Genomic DNA, 23122 nt, shown 5'->3' with positions numbered 1-23122 from the left:
CTCCATTACGTTTTCTCTTTCAACAGTTTTTTGAGTTTCTTTAATTTTTTTTGAGCTTCTTCCTTTGATAATGATTGATTTTCCAGCTTGGTTAACTCCATGAAAAATTTTTGATCAGAAGTCACTTGAATTTCTTTGATATTCGTTAATGTTTCTAAGTCTTTTTTTACTCGTTTTTCTATTTTTTGTTCAACTGCTTGTTTAAGAGGTGTTGCATTAAAGGCAACAAAAAGTTGATCTTCCATATGAATTGCTTTGTATGAAGCAATATCATTTGTCTGGTCGTCCAAATATGTTTGTGCTATGCTAGGTATAGACTGTTCCTCATGTGCATTTGACGTTTCTGAACTCAACATGACAATATCAGACGAATTACCTTGAGTCGTAGAGGAATTGTCCTGATTATTACAGGCAGCAAGTATTAAGATGCACATGATAGTAGTGAATATATGTAACACTTTCATCTTATTTCCTCCCTTTAATGGAATAGCCTTATACATATCTTGTAGAAGTTTTAAAAAAGTATACATTTAAAATTTGTAAAAGAAATGAAACCAAACGTTTAGGGAATTCGTCTATATAAGAAAAGAAAAATGGCGAGGAGGAATGACATGTGTGGAAAAAATACACCATTGTCATCGCTATAATCGCTTGTATTGGGACTGTCCTACTGTTTGTTATTAAGGATTTACAGAAAGCATCTTTAGTTGAAACAGTCAAGATTGAAGAACAATATGAGGATTTTATTGTACATATACGCGTAGAGGCAACTAGTGATGGCTTTCAAGTGTTGCGATCGATTCAATATATTGGGGAAGAAGATATGATGATCCAGCACAGAACACCGCTAACACAAGTTACTATTAATGCTGACAATGCAACTTTTACAGGTAGTCCGATATCTAAACAGATGAAACCTGGGTACCAGTATTATCCACAACAACCATTGAATTTTCCGGCTCTTAAAAAAGGGGATCATAAAATGTTTGTCCATACCCAGTTCTTCATTGATGGAGAAAGGATAGACATTAAAACAGAGGAAACGATTAGATTCCAATAATTTTCTCGACATAGTGCCTTTTCAAAAAACCCGCTTCATATTTAAATGAAAACGGGTTTTTGTGCGGATGTAGCATTTACTTCCATTTAGATAGCAATTAATCTTCTAAATCAAACAATTGTTCTTGTTTCTCTGTAATGATCATTTCCTGTTCATTATCATCTGGTAGCTGCTGATATTTGATAATAATAGATTCTTCATCAAGCCATTCTGCTGATTGAATATTTATATCTTCAGCCGGCGGTGGAGGCTCAAATTTAACTGTATCCCAGGCTTCTAGGTTGAATACTTTCCATGTATCTCCTTGTAACTCATCCAAAATAAATACTAAATTTGATTGATCTGGAGATGGAATCACTTCCTTTAAATAGATTAAATCATCTATTAAAAATGAACGATTTGGCTCATTTCTATCTAATAAGAGATAAGAACAAGTCGTTGACGAGCAATTAAAAGAAAGTAGGTAAAGTCGATCCAGTTCAAGCTTTTCAAGCTTCATATTAGCTATAGCTCTATCTCTGTTTTCCACTGTGTTGAGATAGGCGCCAAGTATAGTAATATTGTCTGTGTTCAATGTTATAATTTCATCTTCTAATATAAACTCTACTTCAGGGTCTTCTTTTTCCTGAGGTATTTCTTCTTGGTCTAATAATTCATCTATTGGTTGATCAGGATCTTCTTTTGTGATCATCGGCTCGCTTTCTTGATTACTACATCCGATCAAAAGAATAAGTGAAACAATAATGATTTTCTTCAAAACAGCATCCCCTCTTTAGCTTTGATACTAACCTTCCGTCATTTCCCACTTAAAAGAATGTAGTGTTTCAAAGAGGTGAGAGTAGGATCTAACGGACGATAACACCCTGATAAGTATCGCTAACCAACAGTAGGGCAAAGAACACCCCCTACTAATGGTAGTCTCACTTTTATTTGGCTTGTTGCAATTTAAGTATTTTTAGTTGGTCATTTTCATACCCAACTACTAACACATACTGCCGTGATTTTTGGACTTCTTCGTACGTCTCATTTCTCATCGTTATTTCGACATTGACTTCCATATGCACTTCGTCATTTTTAGTATCAATAATGGTTTTATCTTGAACCTCTAAATCGATCAATGTTTGAAATAATTGACGGAAGTCTGTATAACTCGTGCTGTTTTGATATTTACTACCCAATAAAGAATAGGCGTTAACATAATCTCTTAGTTCAATATTATCAAAAAAGTAATCAGCAATATAAAGGGTGTCTTCTTTAAGTTTTTCTTTATTTATTGTTTGTTCGGTCGGGGAGAGAATGGTTAATTCATCTTCTTGCACATTCTCCGTCCATTCTGAAACGGTCTCAGCTACTTGAGAGATTGGTATACTGAATCCAATGTCTGTATCAGAAATTCCCGCAGAGTTAATTCCAATGACTCTTCCACTGTTTCTGGAAATAAGAGGACCACCGCTATTTCCATGTGTGATGTTAGCAGAGATTTGATACACTTCATCGTATTGATAATCATTTATCGAAAATGATCGATCAGTACCAACGATCAATCCAAGAGATACACTATTCTGAATCCCCATCGGACTTCCGATCGCGATTATTTCATCACCGATATCTGCTTGTTTGTCCGTTTCCAATGCTATTGGCTCTAGCTGGTTTAGCTCTGGAACACGTATTACTGCAAAATCTTGATCTTCTCCGATCCCAACTATTGCTGCCGGATATTCCCTGGCATTAGTTAATTTCACAATAATGGTGTCAGCATCCTCGACTACATGGGCATTTGTAATGATATCACCTTGATTGTTTATTACAAAACCAGAACCTGTTTTTTTGTTGACATCACTGGAGCTTTCAATTTGAACGACTGATTTTTGAGATTGATGAATAATATTTTTTAAATTTACTTCACTCTCACTTGCAATATTGGTAGCTAGTGTATTCGTTATTTCTAATGGCTGTTTCATAAAACTGAAGTAAATACTAATTGCTGCAATTATTGCTATTAATAGTATGATGACAGCGGAAAAAATAGGAATATATTTTCTTTTCTTATACATAAAAATCCCCCGAAGTTTATTCTAAGTACCAAGTCACTTCTTCTACTTTTGGTGTTAATCGCTCATAGTCTGTATCAACGTCATAATGAGTAAATTCAAAATTACCCTCTTCATCTGGATATAATGTCTCTGGAAATACATAAACATCGTTTTCTAAAACAGTATTGTCGTCCTTATCACGAATTGAATAACTAACTAAAATAGAATGGATAGGGACTGTAGCAACACTTTTTAGTTGACCAGTAATGATCCAGTTATCTTTCTCTTCTTGTATTTGTATATCAATGAGTTCTATGGCATGACTTTCATTTAACTCTTGTTCTTCTTCAAACGCAGAAAGTGCTTGTTCGATTCGTTGCTCCTGAGCAGATTCGAAAGCTGTTTTCTCTTTATTTATCGTTGTTTTTAAACTTTCTAATTGTTCAGAGCTTTCCACTACTTTTAACGTATCTTCAATTACATGCAAGGCCTGAGAAAACTGAAAGTCTTCAAGTAAAGCAGTAGCCTCTTGATAAGTCATGGACACTAGCTTTTGGTGTACTTCTTCCTGTAATTCAGCTACCTGTTCATGTGTTATATCTTCTACTTCCCATAATAAAGCCTTTAATTCATCGGTAGTAGGGTCATTATTCAATTTATATGTTGCTTGTTTTAATAATGTTTGATTTTTGGTGGCCAGATTTTCTTCTATTATCTGATCGGTCAAGTCTCCACTAAATTTTTGTAAATCAGCTTCAGAATTTCGAATTATTTTAAATGACTCAGCAAACTTACTTTGTTCATTTAAGGTCTCAACTTGCTTAATATTTTCTTCCACTTCCATAGCAACATCTAAAAATTCTATAACTTCTTCGGCAGCAGGAAAATTATCTTTATAATCCAGAGCACGCTCAAGTAATGTTATTGCTTGCTGATAATCACCAATCAGAGCCATCTCAGCTGCTTCATCATAATAAGTTAAGGCTTTATTAGATTGATAGTTTGTAATAAAATAGGTGGAGCCAATTATACAACTCGCAAGAATTAATGAGACAGTAGGGAGTAACCACCATTTTTTAGACGGTTTCTCTGGTAATTTTCTTTTATTTATATCTTCTGGTAATCTTTTTCCGCAAGAAACACAAAAGGTTTCCATTACTTCAACCTGACTACCACAATTGGGACAAAAGGACAAAATAATTCCTCGCCTTCTAGTTTGACTGGATTGGGTTCATATAGCATGGCGCTTACGGCTCATGAGACCAACCACTGATGTAAATCTCAGTGCTAACCGTTCAGCCCAGCTGATAGAAGTCTCACTTTATTATAGCATGAATCGATTTAATTCTTTAGAGGATTTGGTAAGAAAATACTAAAATATTCTTTATTAAAATGAGGAAATTAGGTATAATATAGAAAAGAAGAATTGAAAAAATGAGGTGTAGAACGTGGATCTTTTTGGTATTTTATGTTTAGTGATTTTAATCGGTTGTATGGGTTATAGTATTTTTGATCGTGTAAAATAATGTAGAAATAAGAGAACCTCAATAGAGAATAGTCTATTGAGGTTTTGTTATTGAGTCTAAAAAAAGCAGATTGCTGTTCTGGTTTTGTGCTTCATATAGACAAAAATCACCATAATTCACAAACACCATAATGCGTACTTTACTTGTAAAATATCTTTAAATATTTTATATTTAATACATATATTTGAATTTTCGATTGTTTTTTCCAAAGCTATTAAGTCAGATTTCATATGGATGGAAAAGCTTCATTTTGAATATAGCGAAAAGCACCTTGTCCTCTTGCTGGACCCAAACTCCTTCCATAATATAATGAAATACTATAAAAGAAAAATGTCGAAATGTTGCAAGATTTACGAGAAATTCTTTTCTTATACGAAAGAAATGTCTAATATTGCGGTTTGCTTTACAAGGAACCATTTTTTTGGGATAATCAATAGCGTTTACCAAATGCGCTGTCGGACAAATCTATTTTAGGGGGTAACTCGGTAAATGACACTGTATCCAATAAATTTAATAAGTAAGATTGAGGAATTAAGAAAAGAAATGACCGATGTTGCTCTCAAAAAAGGTATTACTAGCAAAGAATCACTTCACATTAGTCAAGAGTTGGACGAATTATTAAATGATTATGAGCATTATAAGCAAAAACAAAATAAAGAAACAGAATGAGTATGTTTAAATATATAAAGAAAACCCGTTTCAACCACTCCCTGAAACGGGTTTTGTATGCTGATATGGAAAGAAAGCATAAAATCAGCATAATCACGGTATTAAAAAAGTAGTTATTTTGATAAATTTTAAGTGTATTTGCCAACGCTCCGACTAATTACTTCGCTATCAGGAGGTGCAAGGACAAACCCCACGGAAAGCGAAGTGGGCAGCCGGAGTGGTTGTTACGCCTATTATTCATGTCAAAATAACTACTTTTGACAGGACCGGGTGGGCTTTCCCGGTTTATCATGGAAAATTATGACTAACTTGTTAATTTGGAGATAAACGCCTCGATCCGATCTAGTCCTTCTGTTAATGTATCCATATCGTAAGCATAAGACAAACGCAAAAAGCCTTCACCTAATTCAGAAAACGCGCTGCCAGGTACTAGCGCTACTTTAGCTTCTTCGACTAATTGTAGTGCCAAGGAGAAAGATTCTTTTTGTAGGTGTCTAACATCTACAAAAAAATAGAATCCGCCATCTGGTAAGTATGTTTTTATATTCATTGCTTTTAGCCTTTGATATACATAGTCTCTTCGTTCCTGATATACTTTTTTCATTTTAATCGGATCATGTTGCCCGTTCTTAATGGCTTCTAATGCGCCGTACTGGCTAATGGAGGATGCACAAGAAACATTATACTGGTGGACTTTCAGTATATGTTTTGCTAACCAGTCAGCAGCAAGAATATAACCAATTCGAAAACCAGTCATCGAATGTGATTTTGACACGCCATTAATAATGATTACTTTATCACGAATAGTTTGAAAACGTCCTATAGAATAGTGGCTTTGATCATAAACTAATTCGCTGTAAATTTCGTCTGCAATCAAAAAGATATTATGCTTTTCAACAACTGTTGCTATATCTATTAATTCATCCTTTGTAAGTGTCACACCTGTAGGGTTGGAAGGGTAAGGGATAATGACAGCCTTTGTATTAGGCGTAATAGATTTTTCTATCAGGTCAGCTGTTAATTTGAAATTGGATTGGCGAGTATCGATAAACGTTGGTATTCCGCCTGCTAATTTCACTAATGGTTCATAACCAGGATAGACTGGCCCAGGTAAAAGTACTTCATCACCTTTCATTAAAATAGTTCTAAGGGTAATATCAATAGCTTGGGATGCCCCGACAGTAACGATGATTTCATTACTAGGATCATACTCTAGTTGATAGTTCGTTTTTATAAATGAAGCAATTGCTTCTCTTAAAGATAAAATACCTGCATTATGGGTATACGTAGTTTGATTTTGATCAATTGCTTCCTTTGTTTTTTCTTTAACATGGGAAGGGGTAGGGAAATCAGGTTGACCTATAGTTAGTGATAGAATATCGTTTTTATTTCCCACCATATTAAAGAATTGTCTGATTCCAGATATTTCAATGCCTTTCACTTGCTCATTGATGAATGATTCCAAAATGTATGCCTCCTTCATTTCCGCTTATAACTAGTACAATCTTTGGAAATAATAATACTAATTATAAAAGCTAGCATTATTTTATCATAAAATGAAAAGGAGGGACACATAATGGTTGAAGACCTTTGGAAAGAGATTGTAAGAATAAGTGATTTTCTTTTATTAACGATGCAGACTGAATTGTTTTTTGTACTTTATATCGTAACTGGCTTAATTATTCTGTATTATGTATGTAAACCTTTTGTGAAGTTCGTTATAGCTTTAGAGTGGAACACTTTCATCACTTATATGTTTGTGGTATTAATCATGTTCTTACTTGTATCCGAATTTATCAATGTACCAGATTGGAAATATGTTCTGTATGGAGTATTAATCTTCTCTATTATTGTAAGTATAAAAAGAAGTTTCTCTCTCATGAAAAAAAATCAACCCTATTCTAACTAATATATGGATAGAAATGTACAGAGGCTGGGACATAACTAAATAAGTAGAATGAGAATCCGAACAATCTGAACTTTTTGTAGGCAAAATACGCAGACTCCGCATGACGAGCACGAGCCGAAGATCTACTGTGTGAAGTGTTTTTCTTCACACAGTTAGCTTAAGTAAGCCCACGGAAAGCGAAGTGTTTTGCCGAAGCGGTATGTGTACTCAGACTTTAATGTTCGGATTTTCCCTATCTAATTTCTCTTTTGTCCCTGCCTCTGTTTGTGACAGGGATAGTATTATCGGCGTTTTCTTTTATGATAAAAAGGAGAAAGCGAAGAGGTTTGCTGTAGAAAGGGTTTATAGTTGGGATTACGCCTTTTTGCTGGCTTTGGAACAGACCAGTCTAAATATTCAAATAGGATTGCTTTTGCCTTGTTTAATGAGAGGATAGGCTTTTGATTTCGATAGCTATCATTTAATTGACCAAGATGGGGTAAAGTATCCATGTCCTCTTTATTAGGAGGAGTGTGGAAGTAGTAATTCCCGACTTGAACAAGTAATACCGAGTGTTGGCGACTTTGCTTTGGATTGTTTGAAAAATGCAATCCAACTTTTATTGCCTTTTTTTCTTTAATAAGTTTTTTCATCGTTTCATTTTTTAAGCGGTATAATTGAGTAGGATCTGGGGCGGTCTTGGCATGTCGATTAACAATAAATAATGCTTGTCCAATTCTATCAATCGCTTGATCTGAATCCTTCATTTCATCACCTTCTTTCCAAATTTCATATCATAAGAAAAGTAGAAGGAGAACAATCCTTCTACTTGTTACTTTAATTCATTGCTTGGATATCTTCAACTATTTTTTGCATATTGTCTGCCTTATCTCCGCGATATTTCTTTATAGCATTACCGTCTGGTGTGACTAAATAGAACGAATTGACGTGGGCAACTTGGTCACTATTGTCAGGATTTTCTACAAATGCTTGGAATGAATTACTGGCAAATTGACTGATATCTTCATCTGTGTAACCTGTTAGTGCGTGCCAATTATCCAATGTGCCGCCACGTTCCTCAATATATTCCTTTAATATTTCTGGTGAATCATTAGTTGGATCAACACTAAAGGAAACTAATTCAGCATCTATATTTTCTTCCTCTAATAGACCCTGGAGTCTGGCCATATTAGCAGTCATCGAGGGACAAATCGAATCACAGTTAGTGAATATCATGTTAGCGACCCAAAATTTTCCGTCTAGATCGCTTTTTGAAAAATCATCACCATCTTGATTTGTAAAGGTAAAATCTTCTACCTCAATAGAAAAGTCACCTTCATATTTATTTGAATCTGCACAGCCAGCTATTATAAGTGCAATAAAGATCATAAGTATTACATTGCGTTTCATGTCTTCACCTCGTTTATTCTTTCTTTAATTGATACATCGTAATTTCAGGTTTACAGAAAAATCGGTACGGTAATCTGGTAGTTCCCACTCCGCGACTCACAAACAACTGCAAAGGATTACTGCCGATTTCATAGGTGCCTTCTACGTATTTTTGTGCTAAGTGAGGAGTGTAAATATACCCTATAAAAGGTATCTGTACTTGTCCACCGTGACTATGCCCCGATAACTGAATATCAACCGGATAGTCTTTTGTTACATCTGCATAGTCTGGTTCATGTGCAAGTAAAATGGTTAACTGTTCATTACTAATTCCATCTAATGCTTGTTTGATGTCAGGTCTCCCTAATAATGCATCATCTAGACCAGCTAAATAAATCATATCACCATTTTTATCTATCTGTCTGTGTCCATTTTGTAACAATTCAAAACCACTCTGCTGAAAAACATCCATTAATATATCTGTTCCATAACCACCATGATCATGGTTTCCGTATATCCAAAACTTCCCATCTCTAGCTTTCAATCTACCCAGTATGGATATTAGTCTTTCATCGATATCATATGTACGAGGGTTATCTATTAAATCACCAGTAAACACAATTAGGTCCGGTTCTAGTTGATTCATTTTAACTACTAATTCTTCTAGTTGATCTATTGTATATTGAAAACCAATATGTGTATCACTGAATTGTAGTATTTTGTATCCTTCAAATGCAGTAGGAGTTTTAGATGAATAGATATTAACATCGTGTACATCCAACATATTAGGTTCGATTTCTCTTGCATAATAATAAGTACCACCACTAAGCCCAAATAGTGTAATGATACCCCCAAATACACGTTTTAAAAAAGTTCGACGGTTCATACAGTTTAAAGCCCTTTCCATTACAGCCATAATAATATATGTATTCCATTATAGCATGGGTGGAAGCAAATATGATATCCATGCGATAGATTACACAAATTTTTAAATTTTATGTTAAAATAGTAGAGGTGATGTCATAATAGCTCCTTCACCAAAGAGAAAAGGAGTGTCCCATATGTCAAGCTTATTAAAAAAATCATTAACTGATTTGACTGTAGAGGATTTGATGATACCAGCAGAAAAGGTGGCACATGTTCAAGTAGGTAATCCTGTAGAGCATGCTTTACTAGTATTAGTTGAATCAGGCTATTCATCTGTTCCGGTGTTGGACTTAGACTATAAATTCAAAGGTACGATTGCAAAAACACCGATTTTAAAAAGTGTAATGGGAATGGAACGGTTCGAGATGGAGAAATTAGCAGAGACAAAAGTAGAAGCTGTTATGCAAGTTGAGCAACCAACTTTAACAATGGATACCGATTTTTTAACATGTCTAAAGGTCGTTATCAATCATGCATTTGCATGTGTTGTTGATGAAGAGGGATATTTTCTTGGTATTTTGACAAGACGTGCTATTTTAAAAGAGGTTAACAAATCAATGTATGTGCAAAAATAATAATACTTGTAAAAGTAAATTATTTTTTGTTACATTTATAAAAACAACAAATATTGGAGGAAGAAAATAATGAAGCAAATGGATGCACATGAGATAATCTCATTTATTTCAAACAGTAAAAAATCAACACCTGTAAAAGTATATGTGAAAGGTACAGGGTTGGATACCATTGAAGCAACAGGGTCAATCCAGACTTTCTTAAACGATACGAATGGCGTTATTTTTGGTGAATGGAAAGAAGTAAAAGCATTACTTGATACATATAGTGATAACATTACTGATCATGTTGTGGAAAATGATCGTCGTAATTCAGCGATCCCACTATTGGATATGAAAGATATTAATGCACGTATTGAGCCAGGTGCGATCATTCGTGAACAAGTGGAAATCGGTGACGGTGCTGTTATTATGTTTGGTGCGATGATCAATATCGGTTCTGTTATTGGTGAAGGAACAATGATCGATATGAATGCATCATTAGGCGGACGTGCAACAGTAGGTAAGAATTGTCACGTCGGAGCTGGTGCAGTATTAGCAGGTGTTATTGAGCCACCTTCAGCACAACCAGTAGTTATTGAAGATGGTGTGGTAATCGGTGCGAATGCTGTAGTACTTGAAGGGGTTCGTGTAGGTGAAGGAGCAGTTGTTGCAGCAGGCGCGATTGTGACAAAGGATGTACCACCAAACACTGTGGTAGCTGGAACTCCGGCAAAAGTAATTAAAGAAATCGATGACCAAACAAAATCAAAAACTGAAATTATGGAAGCATTACGAAAATTAGATGATTAATATCTCGTAAAAAGACAGGGTCATGTAGATCCTGTCTTTTTTAAGAAAAGAATGTAAAATGGTGCGTAATAAAATTACTTTTTTCCATTCTGATTAGAGATAAGTGATGTCACCCGCTCCGGCAGAATACTGCGCTTTCCATGGGCACGGCCTCAGCCTCCTCGGAAAGCAAATATCGCTTTCCTGCGGGGTCTTCAGCTCGCGTGAATTCCCATAGGAGTCTCCGTATTCTGCCTCCGCTAAGTGTAGTGTTCTACTTATCGAAAGAAGAGAACTTTTGGTATATATATTCTGTGAATGTCTTCTTACTTGATAAGAAATACACACTAAGCTGCGGAAAAATGCGACACTCTTGGGGGGGAACTCACGCGACGAAGATCCACTTGGTGAAGTGATTTTCTTCACCAAGTTAGCTGAGGCCGTGCCACCGGAAAGGGAGTGTTTTTCCTCAGCGACGAATTAGCACTCAACTTAAGAAGAATGGAAGAAAGCTCACTAAACAGAATTTTCATTACTTCTCAGTAGTTATCTAGTATGAATAATGGAAAAGGGGTAAGTTTTTGATGAATAAGGATCAGTTAGTAGCAATTAGACGTGATTTGCACAAGATTCCGGAGCTTGGTTTTCAAGAATATAAGACACAAGCATACTTACTAGAAATTATTAAAAATATGAACCGATCAAATATTGAAATTACCAAATGGGAAACTGGTTTGTTTGTATTGGTACAAGGGAAAAATCCGAAGAAAACAATTGGCTACCGTACAGACATTGATGGACTTCCAATTAAGGAAGAAACAGATCTTTCGTATCAGTCTGAACACGATGGTCAAATGCATGCATGCGGCCATGATTTGCATATGACCATTGCATTAGGAGCTCTCGACGAGATTAGTGCTAATCCAATTGATGATAATGTCTTATTTATTTTTCAGCCAGCGGAAGAGGGACCAGGTGGTGCTGAGCCTATGCTTGCATCTGAAACATTTCAACAGTGGAAAGTAGACAATATTTTTGCGTTACATATAGCACCTGAACTGCCTGTCGGAACCGTGTCAAGTAGAGCAGGTATCTTGTTTGCTAATACAAGTGAGTTATTTCTTGATTTCACCGGAAAGGGTGGGCATGCAGCATACCCGCATTTAACGAAAGATATGATTGTCACTGCCAGTAGTTTTGTTACCCAATTACAACAAATTATTTCCAGAAAAGTGGATCCTTTAGATAGTGGTGTGATCACAATAGGTAAAATGACTGCTGGAACCGTCCAAAATATTATTGCAGAAACAGCACGTCTGGAAGGTACTATACGTACGTTACAACCGGAAACAATGTCAATTATAAAAAGAGAGCTCGAGAATATGATCAAAGGCTTCGAAATTGCCCATGATTGTACAATTAAAGTAGATTATGGTGCAATGTATTATCAAGTGAACAATCATAAGGAATGTCTCGATAAGTTTGTTGAAGCCGTACAAAAGGAAGGGATTCAGTATAGCGAAGCAAATGCGGCGATGACTGGTGAAGATTTTGGGTATTTTTTAAGGGAAATACCAGGCTTTATGTTCTGGTTAGGTGTAGATTCATCATATGGATTGCATCACAGCAAACTAAACCCGAACGAAGATGCGATCGAAATAGGTATTAGAGCAGTAACAACTACGATGAAAGAGATATAGGTAGGATAATATTCAAGTAATAATGGATGATCAGTCAGTATTTTCTAGCAATCACTCAATAGAAAAACTCACTCTGAAATGAGTGAGTTTTTTGCTTAATTACTCTTTTGTACGTACACTTGATGTGGGAATGGGATTTCGATATTGTTTTCGTCAAAGGCTTCTTTAATCCGTTTACGAATATCTCTTTCTGCACCCCATTGTTCCATATTTTCGGTTTTACCAATAATCCGTAAAACTACCTCACTAGATCCGAAGGCTTGTACACCTAATACATCAGGCCCTTCCGCAAAGCGAGGATCTGTCTCAAATTCTTCGCATACACTTTTTAATACTGCCATTGCTTGATCAATATTATCATCATAACTTATGCCAATATCAACTAGTGCTCGCATATTTCCTCTGGAGTGGTTGCTGACTCCAGCGATTTCCCTGTTTGGAACATAATGAAGCGTGCCATCAAAGCCACGAATTTTTGTAGTTCGTAAACCAACTTCCTCTACAATTCCATTGTATCCAGCCGCAGTCACATAGTCTCCTACATCGATCTGCTTTTCCAATAAAATAAAAAATCCAGTTACAATGTCACTTACTAATCCTTGAGCTCCAAAACCAATCGCTAAACCTACAACCCCTGCACCAGCAAGTAGCGGACCAATTGGTTGTTCAATGATGCCAAAGAACATAACGACAAAAACAAAAATTAATACATAAGAAAAAACATTTAATAGTAGTTTTTCTAACGTTTGCATTCTTGCTTCAGATACATTTTGTCGCTGACTCGATTTTTTAAGAGCTGCAGAGATTAATTTCTTTCCGATTGGCGATACAATAAGTAGTGCAATGATAAGTACTAAAATCTTAATACCATAATAAATCACATTTTCTAATATGTAACTCCAATCAAACTGTAATCCATCTTCAAACATGTTTTGCCTCCTCTGTTGATGATTAACTCTATCATATAAAAATGTAAATCAACACGCAAATGAAAAACTAGATCCGTTCATCTATTACGAAGAATTAAAAAAATTAAAAAAATTTTTAGAAAATAAGTCGAAAAGGTGGAAATTTATTTCGGATGCCGTTATATTTATACATACGTAAAAAAATAGGGGGTGCAAACAAGATGGAAACATTTCAAAAACTGAAAGACTTTTATTGGCCTTTTAAAAAATACTTCTTCTTATCGGTGCTATTCGTTATGATTGTAGCCGGTATTACAGTAGTATACCCAATCATTTTACAAATCACGATTGATGATGTGGTTATACCTGGAAACTATCAACTGGTTCCGTTCTTAGCAGTTGGCTTTATTTTAATTATGCTTTTGAAAGGGGTTTCCAACTTTCTGCAACAATACTTAGGTGACTTGTTTGGTGTGAAATCTGTATATACTTTGCGTGATCAATTGTACAAGAAATTGCAAAGGCTTTCTTTTACTTATTATGATAACGCACGTACTGGTGATCTAATGTCGAGGTTAACAATGGATGTAGAAGGTTTCCGTTTTTTCTTAGCAGCAGGTTTTCGTGAACTAATCAGAGTATCATTATTAATAGTAATCAGTTTAGGGGTAATGTTTTATTATTCTATACCGTTAGCACTGGTGACAATGGCTGCTATGCCGTTCTTGGCTGTCGTTGTTTACCGCTTTGATAAAAAAGTACACCCGGCATTCAGAAGTGTTCGGAAGTCATTAGGTCGTTTAAATACTCGTATCCAAGAAAATGTTAGTGGGATGAATACAGTTAAATCATTATCTAAAGAAGATTTTGAGATTAAGAGATTTTCATCGAATAACGTGAACTATAAAGATGTAAATATTTTCACTTCTAACATTTGGTCGAGATATTTTCCATTAATGGAGTTTATCGGCAATATCAGTATGGTAGCATTGTTAATTTACGGTGGTTATTTAGTTATTAATGGTTCTATTCAACTAGGTGAGTTGGTTGCTTTCTTTAGTTTGGTAACGTATATTTTAGGGCCATTAATGCATTTAGGTTTTATTGTGAACCAATTCTCACAGGCGAAAGCCTCGGGTGAACGACTATTGGAAATTCTTGAAGCTAAGGAAGATATAGTGGAGGAAGAAGATCCAATTGTTCCAGAACGTATTAAAGGTCATGTAACTTTTAACAACGTTTCATTAACGTATACGGAAGATGATGATTCTGCATTAAAAAATATTTCGTTTGATGCACCACCAGGAAAAGTTATCGGTTTAATTGGTCCTACCGGAGCAGGTAAAACAAGTATTACACAATTAATTACAAGATTTTATGAACCAGAAGAAGGAGAAGTTTTAGTTGATGGGAAACCGACAAGTTCCTATTCTTTAAAATGGTTACGGAGACATATCGGTTTTGTATTGCAAGAATCATTTTTATTCTCTACAACAATTAGAGAGAATATTGCCTACGGCAATCCAAATGCGTCCATGGATGAGATTATTGCTGCTGCAAAACGGGCGCAGGCACATGATTTCATTATGGAGATGCCGAAGGGGTACGATACGTTACTTGGTGAACGTGGTATGGGACTTTCCGGAGGTCAAAAGCAAAGAATCGCGATAGCTCGTGCGATATTAATTGATCCGAGTATTTTAGTATTAGACGATGCGACATCAGCAGTAGATATGGAAACAGAATTTCAGATTCAAAAAGCGCTCAAAGAAGTAATGGATGGTCGGACAACATTTATTATCGCGCACCGTATCTCTTCATTAAAACATGCTGATGAGATTCTTGTATTAGAAGAAGGAGAAATTAAAGAACGTGGTACACATGATCAACTAATTAAACAGCATGGTGCTTATCGTCGTATCTATGATATTCAATATCAAGATCGTGACAGTATTATGCATTCTGTTGAATAGAAGGAGGGAATCATAGTGGCGAAGTCGATGACAGCAAAAGAGATGAAAAAAGACAGTCCCCATTTAAATCGGTTTTATTATCCATTGGACCAAGCGGTGGAAAAGCCTTTTAACTGGAAACAGATGTGGCGACTGCTTATATATTTAAAGCCATATGCAAAAACGTTAATGCCAGCTGCAATAGTGGCGATGCTTGTTTCTACTATTGTCAGATTAGTTGTACCAGTGATTATTGGTACATGGGTTATTGATAGGGCAATTGCAGATCAAAACGTTAGTTTACTTACTTATTTAATTATAGGAATTTCAGTGTTATATATATTAAGTTATGTAGCAAACACGTTTCGTATCAGATGGGTCAACATTTTAGGTCAACGAGTAATTCATGATTTACGTAAAAGTTTATTTTCACATGTACAACGTTTATCTCACAACTTTTTTGATAAGAGGTCGGCAGGATCTATACTGGTCCGGATATTAAACGATGTTAACTCTTTACAGGAATTATTTACGAACGGGATTATTAATTTACTAATGGATGTTGTGATGTTGTCAGGTATTATTGTCATCCTGTTTGCATTAAGTCCACCATTAGCATTAGCCGTTCTGTTTATATTACCGATTATGTTCTTTATTTCTACTAAATTACGAAGAAGGATTCGTCGCTCATGGCAGGATGTTCGTATTCAGAAGTCGCGCTTGAACTCACACTTGAATGAAAGTATGCAAGGGATTCGCATTACACAGTCTTTCTCTCAAGAAAAGGAAAACACCGAGTTCTTTAATGGCGTGAATACAGATAACTATGAAAAAGAACGAATAGCCATGAAAAAAAGTGCTTATTTTGGTCCTTTCGTTGAAATGAGTAATGCAATTGGTACGGTGATCTTAATTTCGTATGGTGCACATCTGATAATTACAGGTAATATTGAAATTGGTGTATTTGTAGCCTTTGCCTTCTACTTAGGTATGTTCTGGGAACCAATTTCACGTTTAGGTCAGATTTATAATCAATTATTGGTAGCGATGGCTTCTTCGGAGCGTATTTTTGAATTTTTAGATGAACAACCAAATGTTGAAGAGAAAAAGCATGCAAAAGCTTTTCATGATATGAAAGGTAATATCGTATTTGATAAAGTACAATTTTCCTATGATGAAGATCGTGTAGCATTACATGAAATTTCATTGGAAATGAAACAAGGTCAGACGGTTGCACTTGTTGGTCATACGGGTTCAGGTAAGTCAACCATTGCGAATTTAATCAGTCGTTTTTATGATCCGACTGAAGGTACCGTTAAGATTGACGGGCATGATCTTCGTGATATGCGATTAGATAGTTTGCGAACGAATATATCAGTTGTACTGCAAGATACTTTTATTTTTTCAGGTACAATCATGGAGAATATTCGTTTCGGACGTCCGGAAGCAACAGATGAAGAAGTAATAGAAGCCGCAAAAGTTGTAGGAGCAGATGATTTTATTAAAAGGTTATCCAATGGCTATCAAACAGAAGTAGAAGAGCGGGGCAATATATTGTCTGCTGGTGAAAGACAGTTGTTATCTTTTGCTCGTGCATTATTAGCTGATCCTAGAATTTTAATTTTAGATGAAGCAACAGCTAGTATTGATACGGAAACAGAGGTGAAAATTCAACAAGCACTAAGAAAATTGCTAGAAGGACGTACAGCAATTATGATTGCCCACCGTTTGTCTACGATTAGAGAAGCAGATAATATTATCGTCTTAGAACATGGTCGTATTTTGGAGCAAGGGAGCCATGATGAATTAATGAAGCAAAAAGGCGAATATTATGATCTTGTTAAATCGCAATTTGAAATGCTAGACGCGTTATAAGAAAAGCGTCTTTCATTAACAGATAGTATAAAAATGGAAACCAGATATTAAATCTGGTTTCTTTTTTGTTTCAATGTGATAAAATGAGTATGATTATAAGTGTTGGAGGAATTTATATGAAACGTGAATTTGCAGTGATTGGTTTAGGTCGATTTGGAGGAAGTATCTGCCGTGAGTTGAGTGCAGATGGTTTGGATGTATTGGCTATCGATATACAAGAGGATAGAATAAAAGAATTTAAAAATATTGCGGCACATGCCGTAATTGCGGATACAACTGATGAAAATGTGTTAAAGGAATTAGGAGTGCGAAATATTGACCATGTTATTGTCGCCATTGGTGATGATATCCAAGCAAGTACACTTACCACATTGATGTTAAAGGAATTGGGAGTCAACAAAATAACCGTTAAAGCTCAAAATGATTATCATGCAAAAATATTAGATAAAATTGGTGCAGATCATGTTGTACATCCAGAGCGGGACATGGGGAAACGGATTGCACATAGTATTATCTCGACCAATATTTTGGATCATCTGGAATTATCTGATGATCATAGTATTGTGGAGGTTAAAGCAGGGGAGAAAATGAACGGCAAAACCTTGTTGGAATTAGACATTCGTGCGCAGTATGGTTGTAACGTTGTCGCCATTAAAGAAGCTGACGAGAAAGGTATTAATGTCTCTCCGATGGCAACACAAACGATCGAGCGAGATGATATTCTTATCGTTATTGGAGCGGATAAAGACATATCCCGATTTGAAAAGCAATTAGTAGTAGAAGACTAGTTTGTTTTCAAGCGTATCTATACTTAAACTATAAAACCCGTTTCAACTAATAATTGAAACGGGTTTTTAGTATTATTATACTTCCATAATGATTGGTAGGATCATTGGACGACGTTTTGTTTTGTCATAAAGGAATGGAGCGATTGTATCGGTAATTTCATTTTTGATTTCAGACCACTGTGTAGTCCGACGTTCCATTACTTTATGCAAATGTTTGGAAACAAGTTTTTGAGCCTCGTTAATTAAGTCTTCAGATTCTCGCATATAGACGAATCCTCGCGATATAATATCTGGACCTGAAGCAATTTGGAATTCTTTCATATTGATACTTACGACTACAATAACTAATCCTTCCTCGGAAAGGATGCGTCGGTCGCGTAATACAATATTACCAATATCTCCAATTCCACTACCGTCTACATAGACTGAGCCAGAAGGAATTTTTCCAGCGATTGCAGCACTATCTTTTCCTAACGCTAATACTTCGCCATTATCCATGATAAAGCTATTCTTAGGTGGTATACCACAGCTTTCCGCTAATTTTGTATGCTCATTTAACATACGATACTCGCCATGGATCGGCATAAAATATGTTGGTTGAATAAGTCGTAGCATCAATTTTTGTTCTTGTTGACCACCATGTCCTGAAGTATGGATATCGTTAAGTGGTCCGTGAATGACTTCAGCACCCGCACGGTACAATTGGTTAATAATTCTACTAACACTTAATGTATTCCCAGGGATTGGTGAGGAAGAGAATACAACTGTGTCACCAGGTATAATCTGAATTTGACGGTGTGTACCGTTAGCGATTCTAGATAATGCAGCCATAGGTTCTCCTTGTGAACCAGTACATAGGATGGTCACTTCGTTAGCGGGAAGTTGGTTTATTTGATGTGCCTCGATAAACGTGTTTTTAGGTGCACGAATATATCCGAGCTCTTGTCCAATCTTAATGGAAGCTTCCATGCTTCGTCCGAATACGGCAACTTTACGGTTATGTTTAACGGCTGCTTCAACGACTTGTTGCAAGCGGTGGATGTTTGAAGCAAAAGTAGCAAAAATTAATCTGCCATCCACTCGTGAGAAAATATCATTAATACTGTCACCAACTACTCGTTCTGATAAAGTAAATCCAGGAACTTCACTGTTTGTACTGTCTGATAATAGACAAAGAACGCCCTCTTTACCGATTTCGGCCATTTTGGCCAAATTGGCAGGTTCACCTACTGGTGTGAAATCAAATTTAAAATCACCAGTATGAACAATATTTCCTGGAGGTGTTTTTACAACAATACCATAAGAATCGGGAATACTATGTGTCGTTCGAAAGAAGGACACAGCTGTCTTTCTAAACTTAATTACATCATCTTCTTGGAAGCTGTGTAATTTTGTCTTGCGTAATAATCCATGCTCATCCAATTTATTTCGAATAAGGCCAATTGCTAATTTGCCGGCATAAATGGGCACATTTAATTCACGTAGCAAATAAGGTATTCCACCAATATGGTCTTCGTGACCATGTGTAATGAATAAACCTTTTATTTTATCTTGATTTTGCACAAGGTAGGTGTAATCTGGAATAACATAATCAATTCCTAGTAATTCATCCTCCGGAAATTTAATTCCTGCGTCGATAAGAATGATCTCGTCTTGGAATTGAACACCGTATGTGTTTTTACCAATTTCACCTAAACCACCCAGAGCAAAAACCGCTGTTTGGTCATTTTTTACAAACTTCATATACTAAGCAGTCTCCACTTTGTAAAAAGGTGATTGTTGTTCATATTCTTGATGTGCCTCACTTAACAATTGGATTAATTCAATATTAATATGCTTACCTTTCAAAGAGTCACGCACTTCTCTTTCAGAAGAAGCTTCGATATATAAACTCTTTGTATGTTCTCGTACAGGTATTTCTGATGCGTTTTCTTGATAAAGTACTTTATAGATCATACTATCTCTCCTTTAGTTGTAAATTGTTTTTTCGATTCTATGGTTTGTTTTGTTGTTTGTACACATCATCAGAATGATTAATAGTAGTTGGTATACGTTTTCTCCGTAAAACTTCCCGCATGCGTCGTTTTAATTTTTCTCTTAAACGTTTTAACATAATTACTGCTCAACTCCTTTCTATCTATGTAGAAAAGAAAAGCAAGTACTCAACGAACCGATCCAATCCCTATTACTATATAGTATAGTATGAATTTCGGAAATTTGAAACAAAAAAGGTTAAAATAAATGAATTATTTTCTAATTTGCTTATTATTTAGGTCTCGAGTATCAATAGCTTTTCTTAGTTTTTACTGAGAAGATTATACTTATGCATTTTCTTCGTGGTATAATCAGTTTGGTTATTTTTAAATTATATATAGAGGAGAATGAACGTGGGACAAAAAGTTGTATTTCTTGATATTGATGGGACAATCTTAAATCATGACAAACAAATTCCGACCGCAACAAAAGAGGCAGTTAAGCAACTGCAAGCTGCTGGTGTGATTGTATCGATAGCTACCGGAAGAGCACCATTTATGTTTCAAGATATCTTAGAGGAATTAAATATTAAATCGTATATTAGTTTTAATGGTCAGTATGCCGTATATAATGGTGAGGTTATATATCAAAATCCGATTAACGCTGATCAACTGGAAGAATTGACAGCATATAGCGTTGACCGTAATCATCCACTTGTTTACCAAAGTGTTGATGATATGAAGTCTACTGTAACTAATCATCCGCAAATTGAGGAAGGTATGGGGAGTTTAAAGCGAAATCATCCATTAATGGATACGGAGTACTATAAAAATCAACCAATCTTTCAAGTTTTATTATTTAGTGAGCCAAAGGAACAACTTGTTTATGAGGAGGCATTTCAGCAATTACGTTTTGTTAGATGGCACCCAGTCTCCTGTGATGTTATGCCGAAAAATGGATCAAAGGCTAATGGTATTGAGAAATTTATTGAGGCATTACATATTAACTGGGAAGATACATATGCTTTTGGCGATGGTTTAAATGATTTAGAAATGATTTCAACAGTTCATACAGGTGTTGCGATGGGGAATAGTGTACAACAAGTTAAAGAAGCGTCAACGTTCGTAACTGATGACGTAGATCAAAATGGCCTAAGCAACGCCATGAGGAAATTAGGATTAATCCAATAAACTGTTTCTAATCGGTTACAAAATTAAAAATTAGCTAAAAGTATATATGCTTCGAAGTAATGCGGACAGTTGTTCCGTTATTTGTGACAAAAGCTCCGTTTTCAGGGTATATGCGGACATTTTATTCCGCTATTCAGCGAAAAATAGTTCTCATTTAAGTCAAAATGAACTAAATAAGGGATTCAATGTCCGCTCCATAAATTTTTATTAGTTCACATATTTTATCTAATCTATTTCCGATAAGGTCATAATAGAATCCCGTTTCAATCTTGTTGAAACGGGATTCTTGTTGTGTGCGTGTGTTTTATTAATCACACGGCTTAGCGTTTTCCGGAACTGCAAATGGATCTTGTTTATTTATGCGATCATAAAACATCACACCATTTAAATGATCAATTTCATGCTGGAACACGATCGCTGCATAGCCTCTTAATTTAAGCTTCACTTCATTTCCCTCTAAGTCAGTGGCTTTTATTGTAACCTTTTGATAGCGAGGAACATACCCAGGTACTTCCCTATCAACGGATAGGCAACCCTCACCACCAGATAGGTATGTTTCCGCAACAGAATGACTGATAATTTTTGGATTGAATAATCCATAGCTGTATTCTTTGTCATCAAAGTCTGTAAAGTGAACAGCAATCATTCTTTTAGATATGCCAATTTGTGGTGCGGCCAAGCCAACACCAGCTCGTAGATCATATTTTTTAGCGATCTCCTCATCTTGGCTATTTTTTAAGAACTGTAGCATTTCTTCCAATGTATTTTTCTCTTCCTCAGTTGGTGGCAGTTCTATTTCTTCTGCCACTTGTGTTAAAATAGGATTTCCCTCTCTAACTATATCTTCCATCGTAATCATTGACATACACCTCTTCATAAATATTCGTACTATCTATCATAACGAAAAATGAGTAAAAAATATAGAATTCTACTATGCAATTTTAACTTTTGTATAAATGCAAAGGTTTTTTATGTTATAATAAATTGGCTTATAATAATTTTTGAAGTTGCTTTAGGAGGATTTAGGGAATATGAGAAGATTATTACTAATCGGCTTTTTGCTTACACTGGTATTAGTGGGGTGTAGTGGAGAATCTGTCGCTAATGACATGTATGAACATTTAGAAGAAACAGTAGAATTAGAACGAACATTTGTTGAACAACAAGAACCATTTACTGCACTGGAAGAAGAAGAACAAGAACTATATAACCAAATTATCGAATTGACTGCTGATGAGATGGATGAAATTACATCATTGTCAGAACAAGCAATTGATACAATTGAAGAACGAAAAGAATTACTTCAGACTGAATTAGAAAGTATGCAAGGAGCAGAAGAAGAATTTTCTCAAGTTAAAGAATATGTGGATGAGTTAGACGAAGAACCTAAAGAAATAGCTGAAGAAATGATTCAAACGATGGATCAACGCTATGAAGTTTATCAACAATTAAATGAAGCATATTTAAGCTCTTTAGATCAAGATAAAATTTTATATGAATTATTTATGGACGAAGAACTTACAGAAGAAGAACTCCGTGAACAAATTGATACAGTAAACCAATCATATGATGAAGTAATGGAAATTAATACGGAATTTAATGAACTAACAGATACATACAATCAGCTGAAAGAAGATTTCTATAAAGCCGCTGATTTGAATGTCGTATATGAGTAAAGCTTTCGATTTTTTCGGAAGCTTTTTTTGTTGTTTTAAAAAGTAACAATAATAGTACAGATAAAAAAAGTTTATGAAACAGATTTTGTAAAAGCGCTTTAATAAATGCGATGATACGATTTTAAAAGGGTAGAATAAAAATGTAATTAAATCTTGCAAAGTGTTTGACCAACAGACTTCAATAAGCTAAACTATACATGTGTAAAAATTGTACCAGTAATTTA

At 35.4% G+C, this 23122-nt stretch carries 23 protein-coding genes; 11 read left to right on the top strand and 12 right to left on the bottom strand.

From position 1 onward, the window contains the following. Positions 1-5: 5 nt before the first annotated feature. On the bottom strand, positions 6-464 hold the full coding sequence (locus D569_RS23635) for a YhcN/YlaJ family sporulation lipoprotein (RefSeq protein WP_018932842.1): 459 nt from the start codon (positions 462-464) through the stop codon (positions 6-8). Positions 465-613: 149 nt separating this feature from the next. Here D569_RS23635 and D569_RS0112870 point away from each other — a divergent pair, with 149 nt between their 5' ends. After that, the gene (locus D569_RS0112870; RefSeq protein WP_018932841.1) at positions 614-1060 is read left to right on the top strand and encodes a hypothetical protein; all 447 of its coding nucleotides are present in this window, start codon (positions 614-616) and stop codon (positions 1058-1060) included. A 97-nt stretch (positions 1061-1157) separates the two neighbouring features. Here the strand turns inward: D569_RS0112870 and D569_RS0112865 are convergent, their stop codons facing one another. The 3 genes from D569_RS0112865 to D569_RS0112855 form a co-directional block, all read right to left on the bottom strand. Then, positions 1158-1817, bottom strand: coding sequence for a hypothetical protein (locus tag D569_RS0112865; protein ID WP_018932840.1), 660 nt, complete (start codon positions 1815-1817; stop codon positions 1158-1160). A 169-nt stretch (positions 1818-1986) separates the two neighbouring features. Beyond that, positions 1987-3114, bottom strand: coding sequence for a S1C family serine protease (locus D569_RS0112860; RefSeq protein WP_018932839.1), 1128 nt, complete (start codon positions 3112-3114; stop codon positions 1987-1989). 16 nt (positions 3115-3130) lie between these two features. Next, positions 3131-4249 (bottom strand): hypothetical protein, encoded by a 1119-nt coding sequence (locus D569_RS0112855; protein WP_018932838.1) that lies wholly within the window; start codon positions 4247-4249, stop codon positions 3131-3133. A gap of 859 nt (positions 4250-5108) precedes the next feature. Between D569_RS0112855 and D569_RS0112850 the strand changes: the two genes are divergently transcribed. Continuing rightward, a complete protein-coding gene (locus D569_RS0112850) occupies positions 5109-5288 on the top strand; it encodes an aspartyl-phosphate phosphatase Spo0E family protein (RefSeq protein ID WP_018932837.1) in 180 nt (59 codons plus the stop codon). A gap of 304 nt (positions 5289-5592) precedes the next feature. Here D569_RS0112850 and D569_RS0112845 read toward each other — a convergent pair whose 3' ends face one another. Beyond that, positions 5593-6753 (bottom strand): aminotransferase A, encoded by a 1161-nt coding sequence (locus D569_RS0112845; RefSeq protein ID WP_018932836.1) that lies wholly within the window; start codon positions 6751-6753, stop codon positions 5593-5595. A gap of 111 nt (positions 6754-6864) precedes the next feature. Here D569_RS0112845 and D569_RS0112840 point away from each other — a divergent pair, with 111 nt between their 5' ends. Then, the gene (locus tag D569_RS0112840; RefSeq protein WP_018932835.1) at positions 6865-7197 is read left to right on the top strand and encodes a hypothetical protein; all 333 of its coding nucleotides are present in this window, start codon (positions 6865-6867) and stop codon (positions 7195-7197) included. A gap of 281 nt (positions 7198-7478) precedes the next feature. Here the strand turns inward: D569_RS0112840 and D569_RS0112835 are convergent, their stop codons facing one another. The 3 genes from D569_RS0112835 to D569_RS0112825 form a co-directional block, all read right to left on the bottom strand. Further along, on the bottom strand, positions 7479-7943 hold the full coding sequence (locus tag D569_RS0112835; RefSeq protein ID WP_018932834.1) for a YkyB family protein: 465 nt from the start codon (positions 7941-7943) through the stop codon (positions 7479-7481). 70 nt (positions 7944-8013) lie between these two features. Continuing rightward, a complete protein-coding gene (locus D569_RS0112830; protein ID WP_018932833.1) occupies positions 8014-8586 on the bottom strand; it encodes an SCO family protein in 573 nt (190 codons plus the stop codon). A gap of 13 nt (positions 8587-8599) precedes the next feature. After that, positions 8600-9451: a metallophosphoesterase gene (locus tag D569_RS0112825; protein ID WP_026287320.1), complete on the bottom strand. Its 852-nt coding sequence runs from the start codon at positions 9449-9451 to the stop codon at positions 8600-8602. A 175-nt stretch (positions 9452-9626) separates the two neighbouring features. On the opposite strand from D569_RS0112825, the gene cbpB reads away from it, so the two are divergent. From cbpB to D569_RS0112810, 3 genes are all read left to right on the top strand, one after another. Next, a complete protein-coding gene (cbpB, locus tag D569_RS0112820) occupies positions 9627-10067 on the top strand; it encodes a cyclic-di-AMP-binding protein CbpB (protein ID WP_018932831.1) in 441 nt (146 codons plus the stop codon). A 69-nt stretch (positions 10068-10136) separates the two neighbouring features. Further along, on the top strand, positions 10137-10856 hold the full coding sequence (gene dapD / locus D569_RS0112815; protein ID WP_018932830.1) for a 2,3,4,5-tetrahydropyridine-2,6-dicarboxylate N-acetyltransferase: 720 nt from the start codon (positions 10137-10139) through the stop codon (positions 10854-10856). A gap of 563 nt (positions 10857-11419) precedes the next feature. Then, positions 11420-12535: an N-acetyldiaminopimelate deacetylase gene (locus D569_RS0112810; protein WP_018932829.1), complete on the top strand. Its 1116-nt coding sequence runs from the start codon at positions 11420-11422 to the stop codon at positions 12533-12535. A gap of 95 nt (positions 12536-12630) precedes the next feature. Here the strand turns inward: D569_RS0112810 and D569_RS0112805 are convergent, their stop codons facing one another. Further along, positions 12631-13464 carry a mechanosensitive ion channel family protein gene (locus tag D569_RS0112805; protein ID WP_018932828.1) on the bottom strand — a complete coding sequence of 278 codons (834 nt, stop codon included), beginning with the start codon at positions 13462-13464 and terminating at the stop codon, positions 12631-12633. A 200-nt stretch (positions 13465-13664) separates the two neighbouring features. Between D569_RS0112805 and D569_RS0112800 the strand changes: the two genes are divergently transcribed. The 3 genes from D569_RS0112800 to D569_RS0112790 all read left to right on the top strand — a co-directional run bounded on the left by D569_RS0112800 (position 13665) and on the right by D569_RS0112790 (position 18058). Beyond that, complete coding sequence (locus D569_RS0112800) at positions 13665-15416, top strand: ABC transporter ATP-binding protein (RefSeq protein ID WP_018932827.1); 1752 nt, start codon at positions 13665-13667, stop codon at positions 15414-15416. A gap of 27 nt (positions 15417-15443) precedes the next feature. Then, on the top strand, positions 15444-17270 hold the full coding sequence (locus D569_RS0112795; RefSeq protein ID WP_033404918.1) for an ABC transporter ATP-binding protein: 1827 nt from the start codon (positions 15444-15446) through the stop codon (positions 17268-17270). 116 nt (positions 17271-17386) lie between these two features. Then, positions 17387-18058, top strand: a complete 672-nt coding sequence (locus D569_RS0112790; RefSeq protein WP_018932825.1) for a potassium channel family protein — start codon at positions 17387-17389, stop codon at positions 18056-18058. Between the two features lie 75 nt (positions 18059-18133). Here the strand turns inward: D569_RS0112790 and rnjA are convergent, their stop codons facing one another. Together rnjA and D569_RS0112780 are read right to left on the bottom strand one after the other, a co-directional pair. Continuing rightward, positions 18134-19801: a ribonuclease J1 gene (rnjA, locus tag D569_RS0112785; RefSeq protein WP_018932824.1), complete on the bottom strand. Its 1668-nt coding sequence runs from the start codon at positions 19799-19801 to the stop codon at positions 18134-18136. A 3-nt stretch (positions 19802-19804) separates the two neighbouring features. Continuing rightward, the gene (locus tag D569_RS0112780; RefSeq protein ID WP_018932823.1) at positions 19805-20014 is read right to left on the bottom strand and encodes a DNA-dependent RNA polymerase subunit epsilon; all 210 of its coding nucleotides are present in this window, start codon (positions 20012-20014) and stop codon (positions 19805-19807) included. A 431-nt stretch (positions 20015-20445) separates the two neighbouring features. On the opposite strand from D569_RS0112780, the gene D569_RS0112775 reads away from it, so the two are divergent. Next, complete coding sequence (locus D569_RS0112775) at positions 20446-21222, top strand: Cof-type HAD-IIB family hydrolase (protein ID WP_018932822.1); 777 nt, start codon at positions 20446-20448, stop codon at positions 21220-21222. Between the two features lie 307 nt (positions 21223-21529). Here the strand turns inward: D569_RS0112775 and def are convergent, their stop codons facing one another. Further along, entirely contained in the window at positions 21530-22081 is a 552-nt protein-coding gene (def, locus tag D569_RS0112770) for a peptide deformylase (protein WP_018932821.1), read from the bottom strand. Positions 22082-22253: 172 nt separating this feature from the next. On the opposite strand from def, the gene D569_RS0112765 reads away from it, so the two are divergent. Beyond that, positions 22254-22898, top strand: a complete 645-nt coding sequence (locus D569_RS0112765; protein WP_018932820.1) for a YkyA family protein — start codon at positions 22254-22256, stop codon at positions 22896-22898. The last annotated feature ends 224 nt before the right edge of the window (positions 22899-23122 follow it).

Source organism: Gracilibacillus lacisalsi DSM 19029 (genome assembly GCF_000377765.1).
GTDB classification, from domain to species: Bacteria; Bacillota; Bacilli; order Bacillales; family Amphibacillaceae; genus Gracilibacillus; species Gracilibacillus lacisalsi.
The sequence above is the reverse complement of the archived record's forward strand: the minus strand, read 5'-3'. Positions and strand labels throughout refer to the sequence as shown.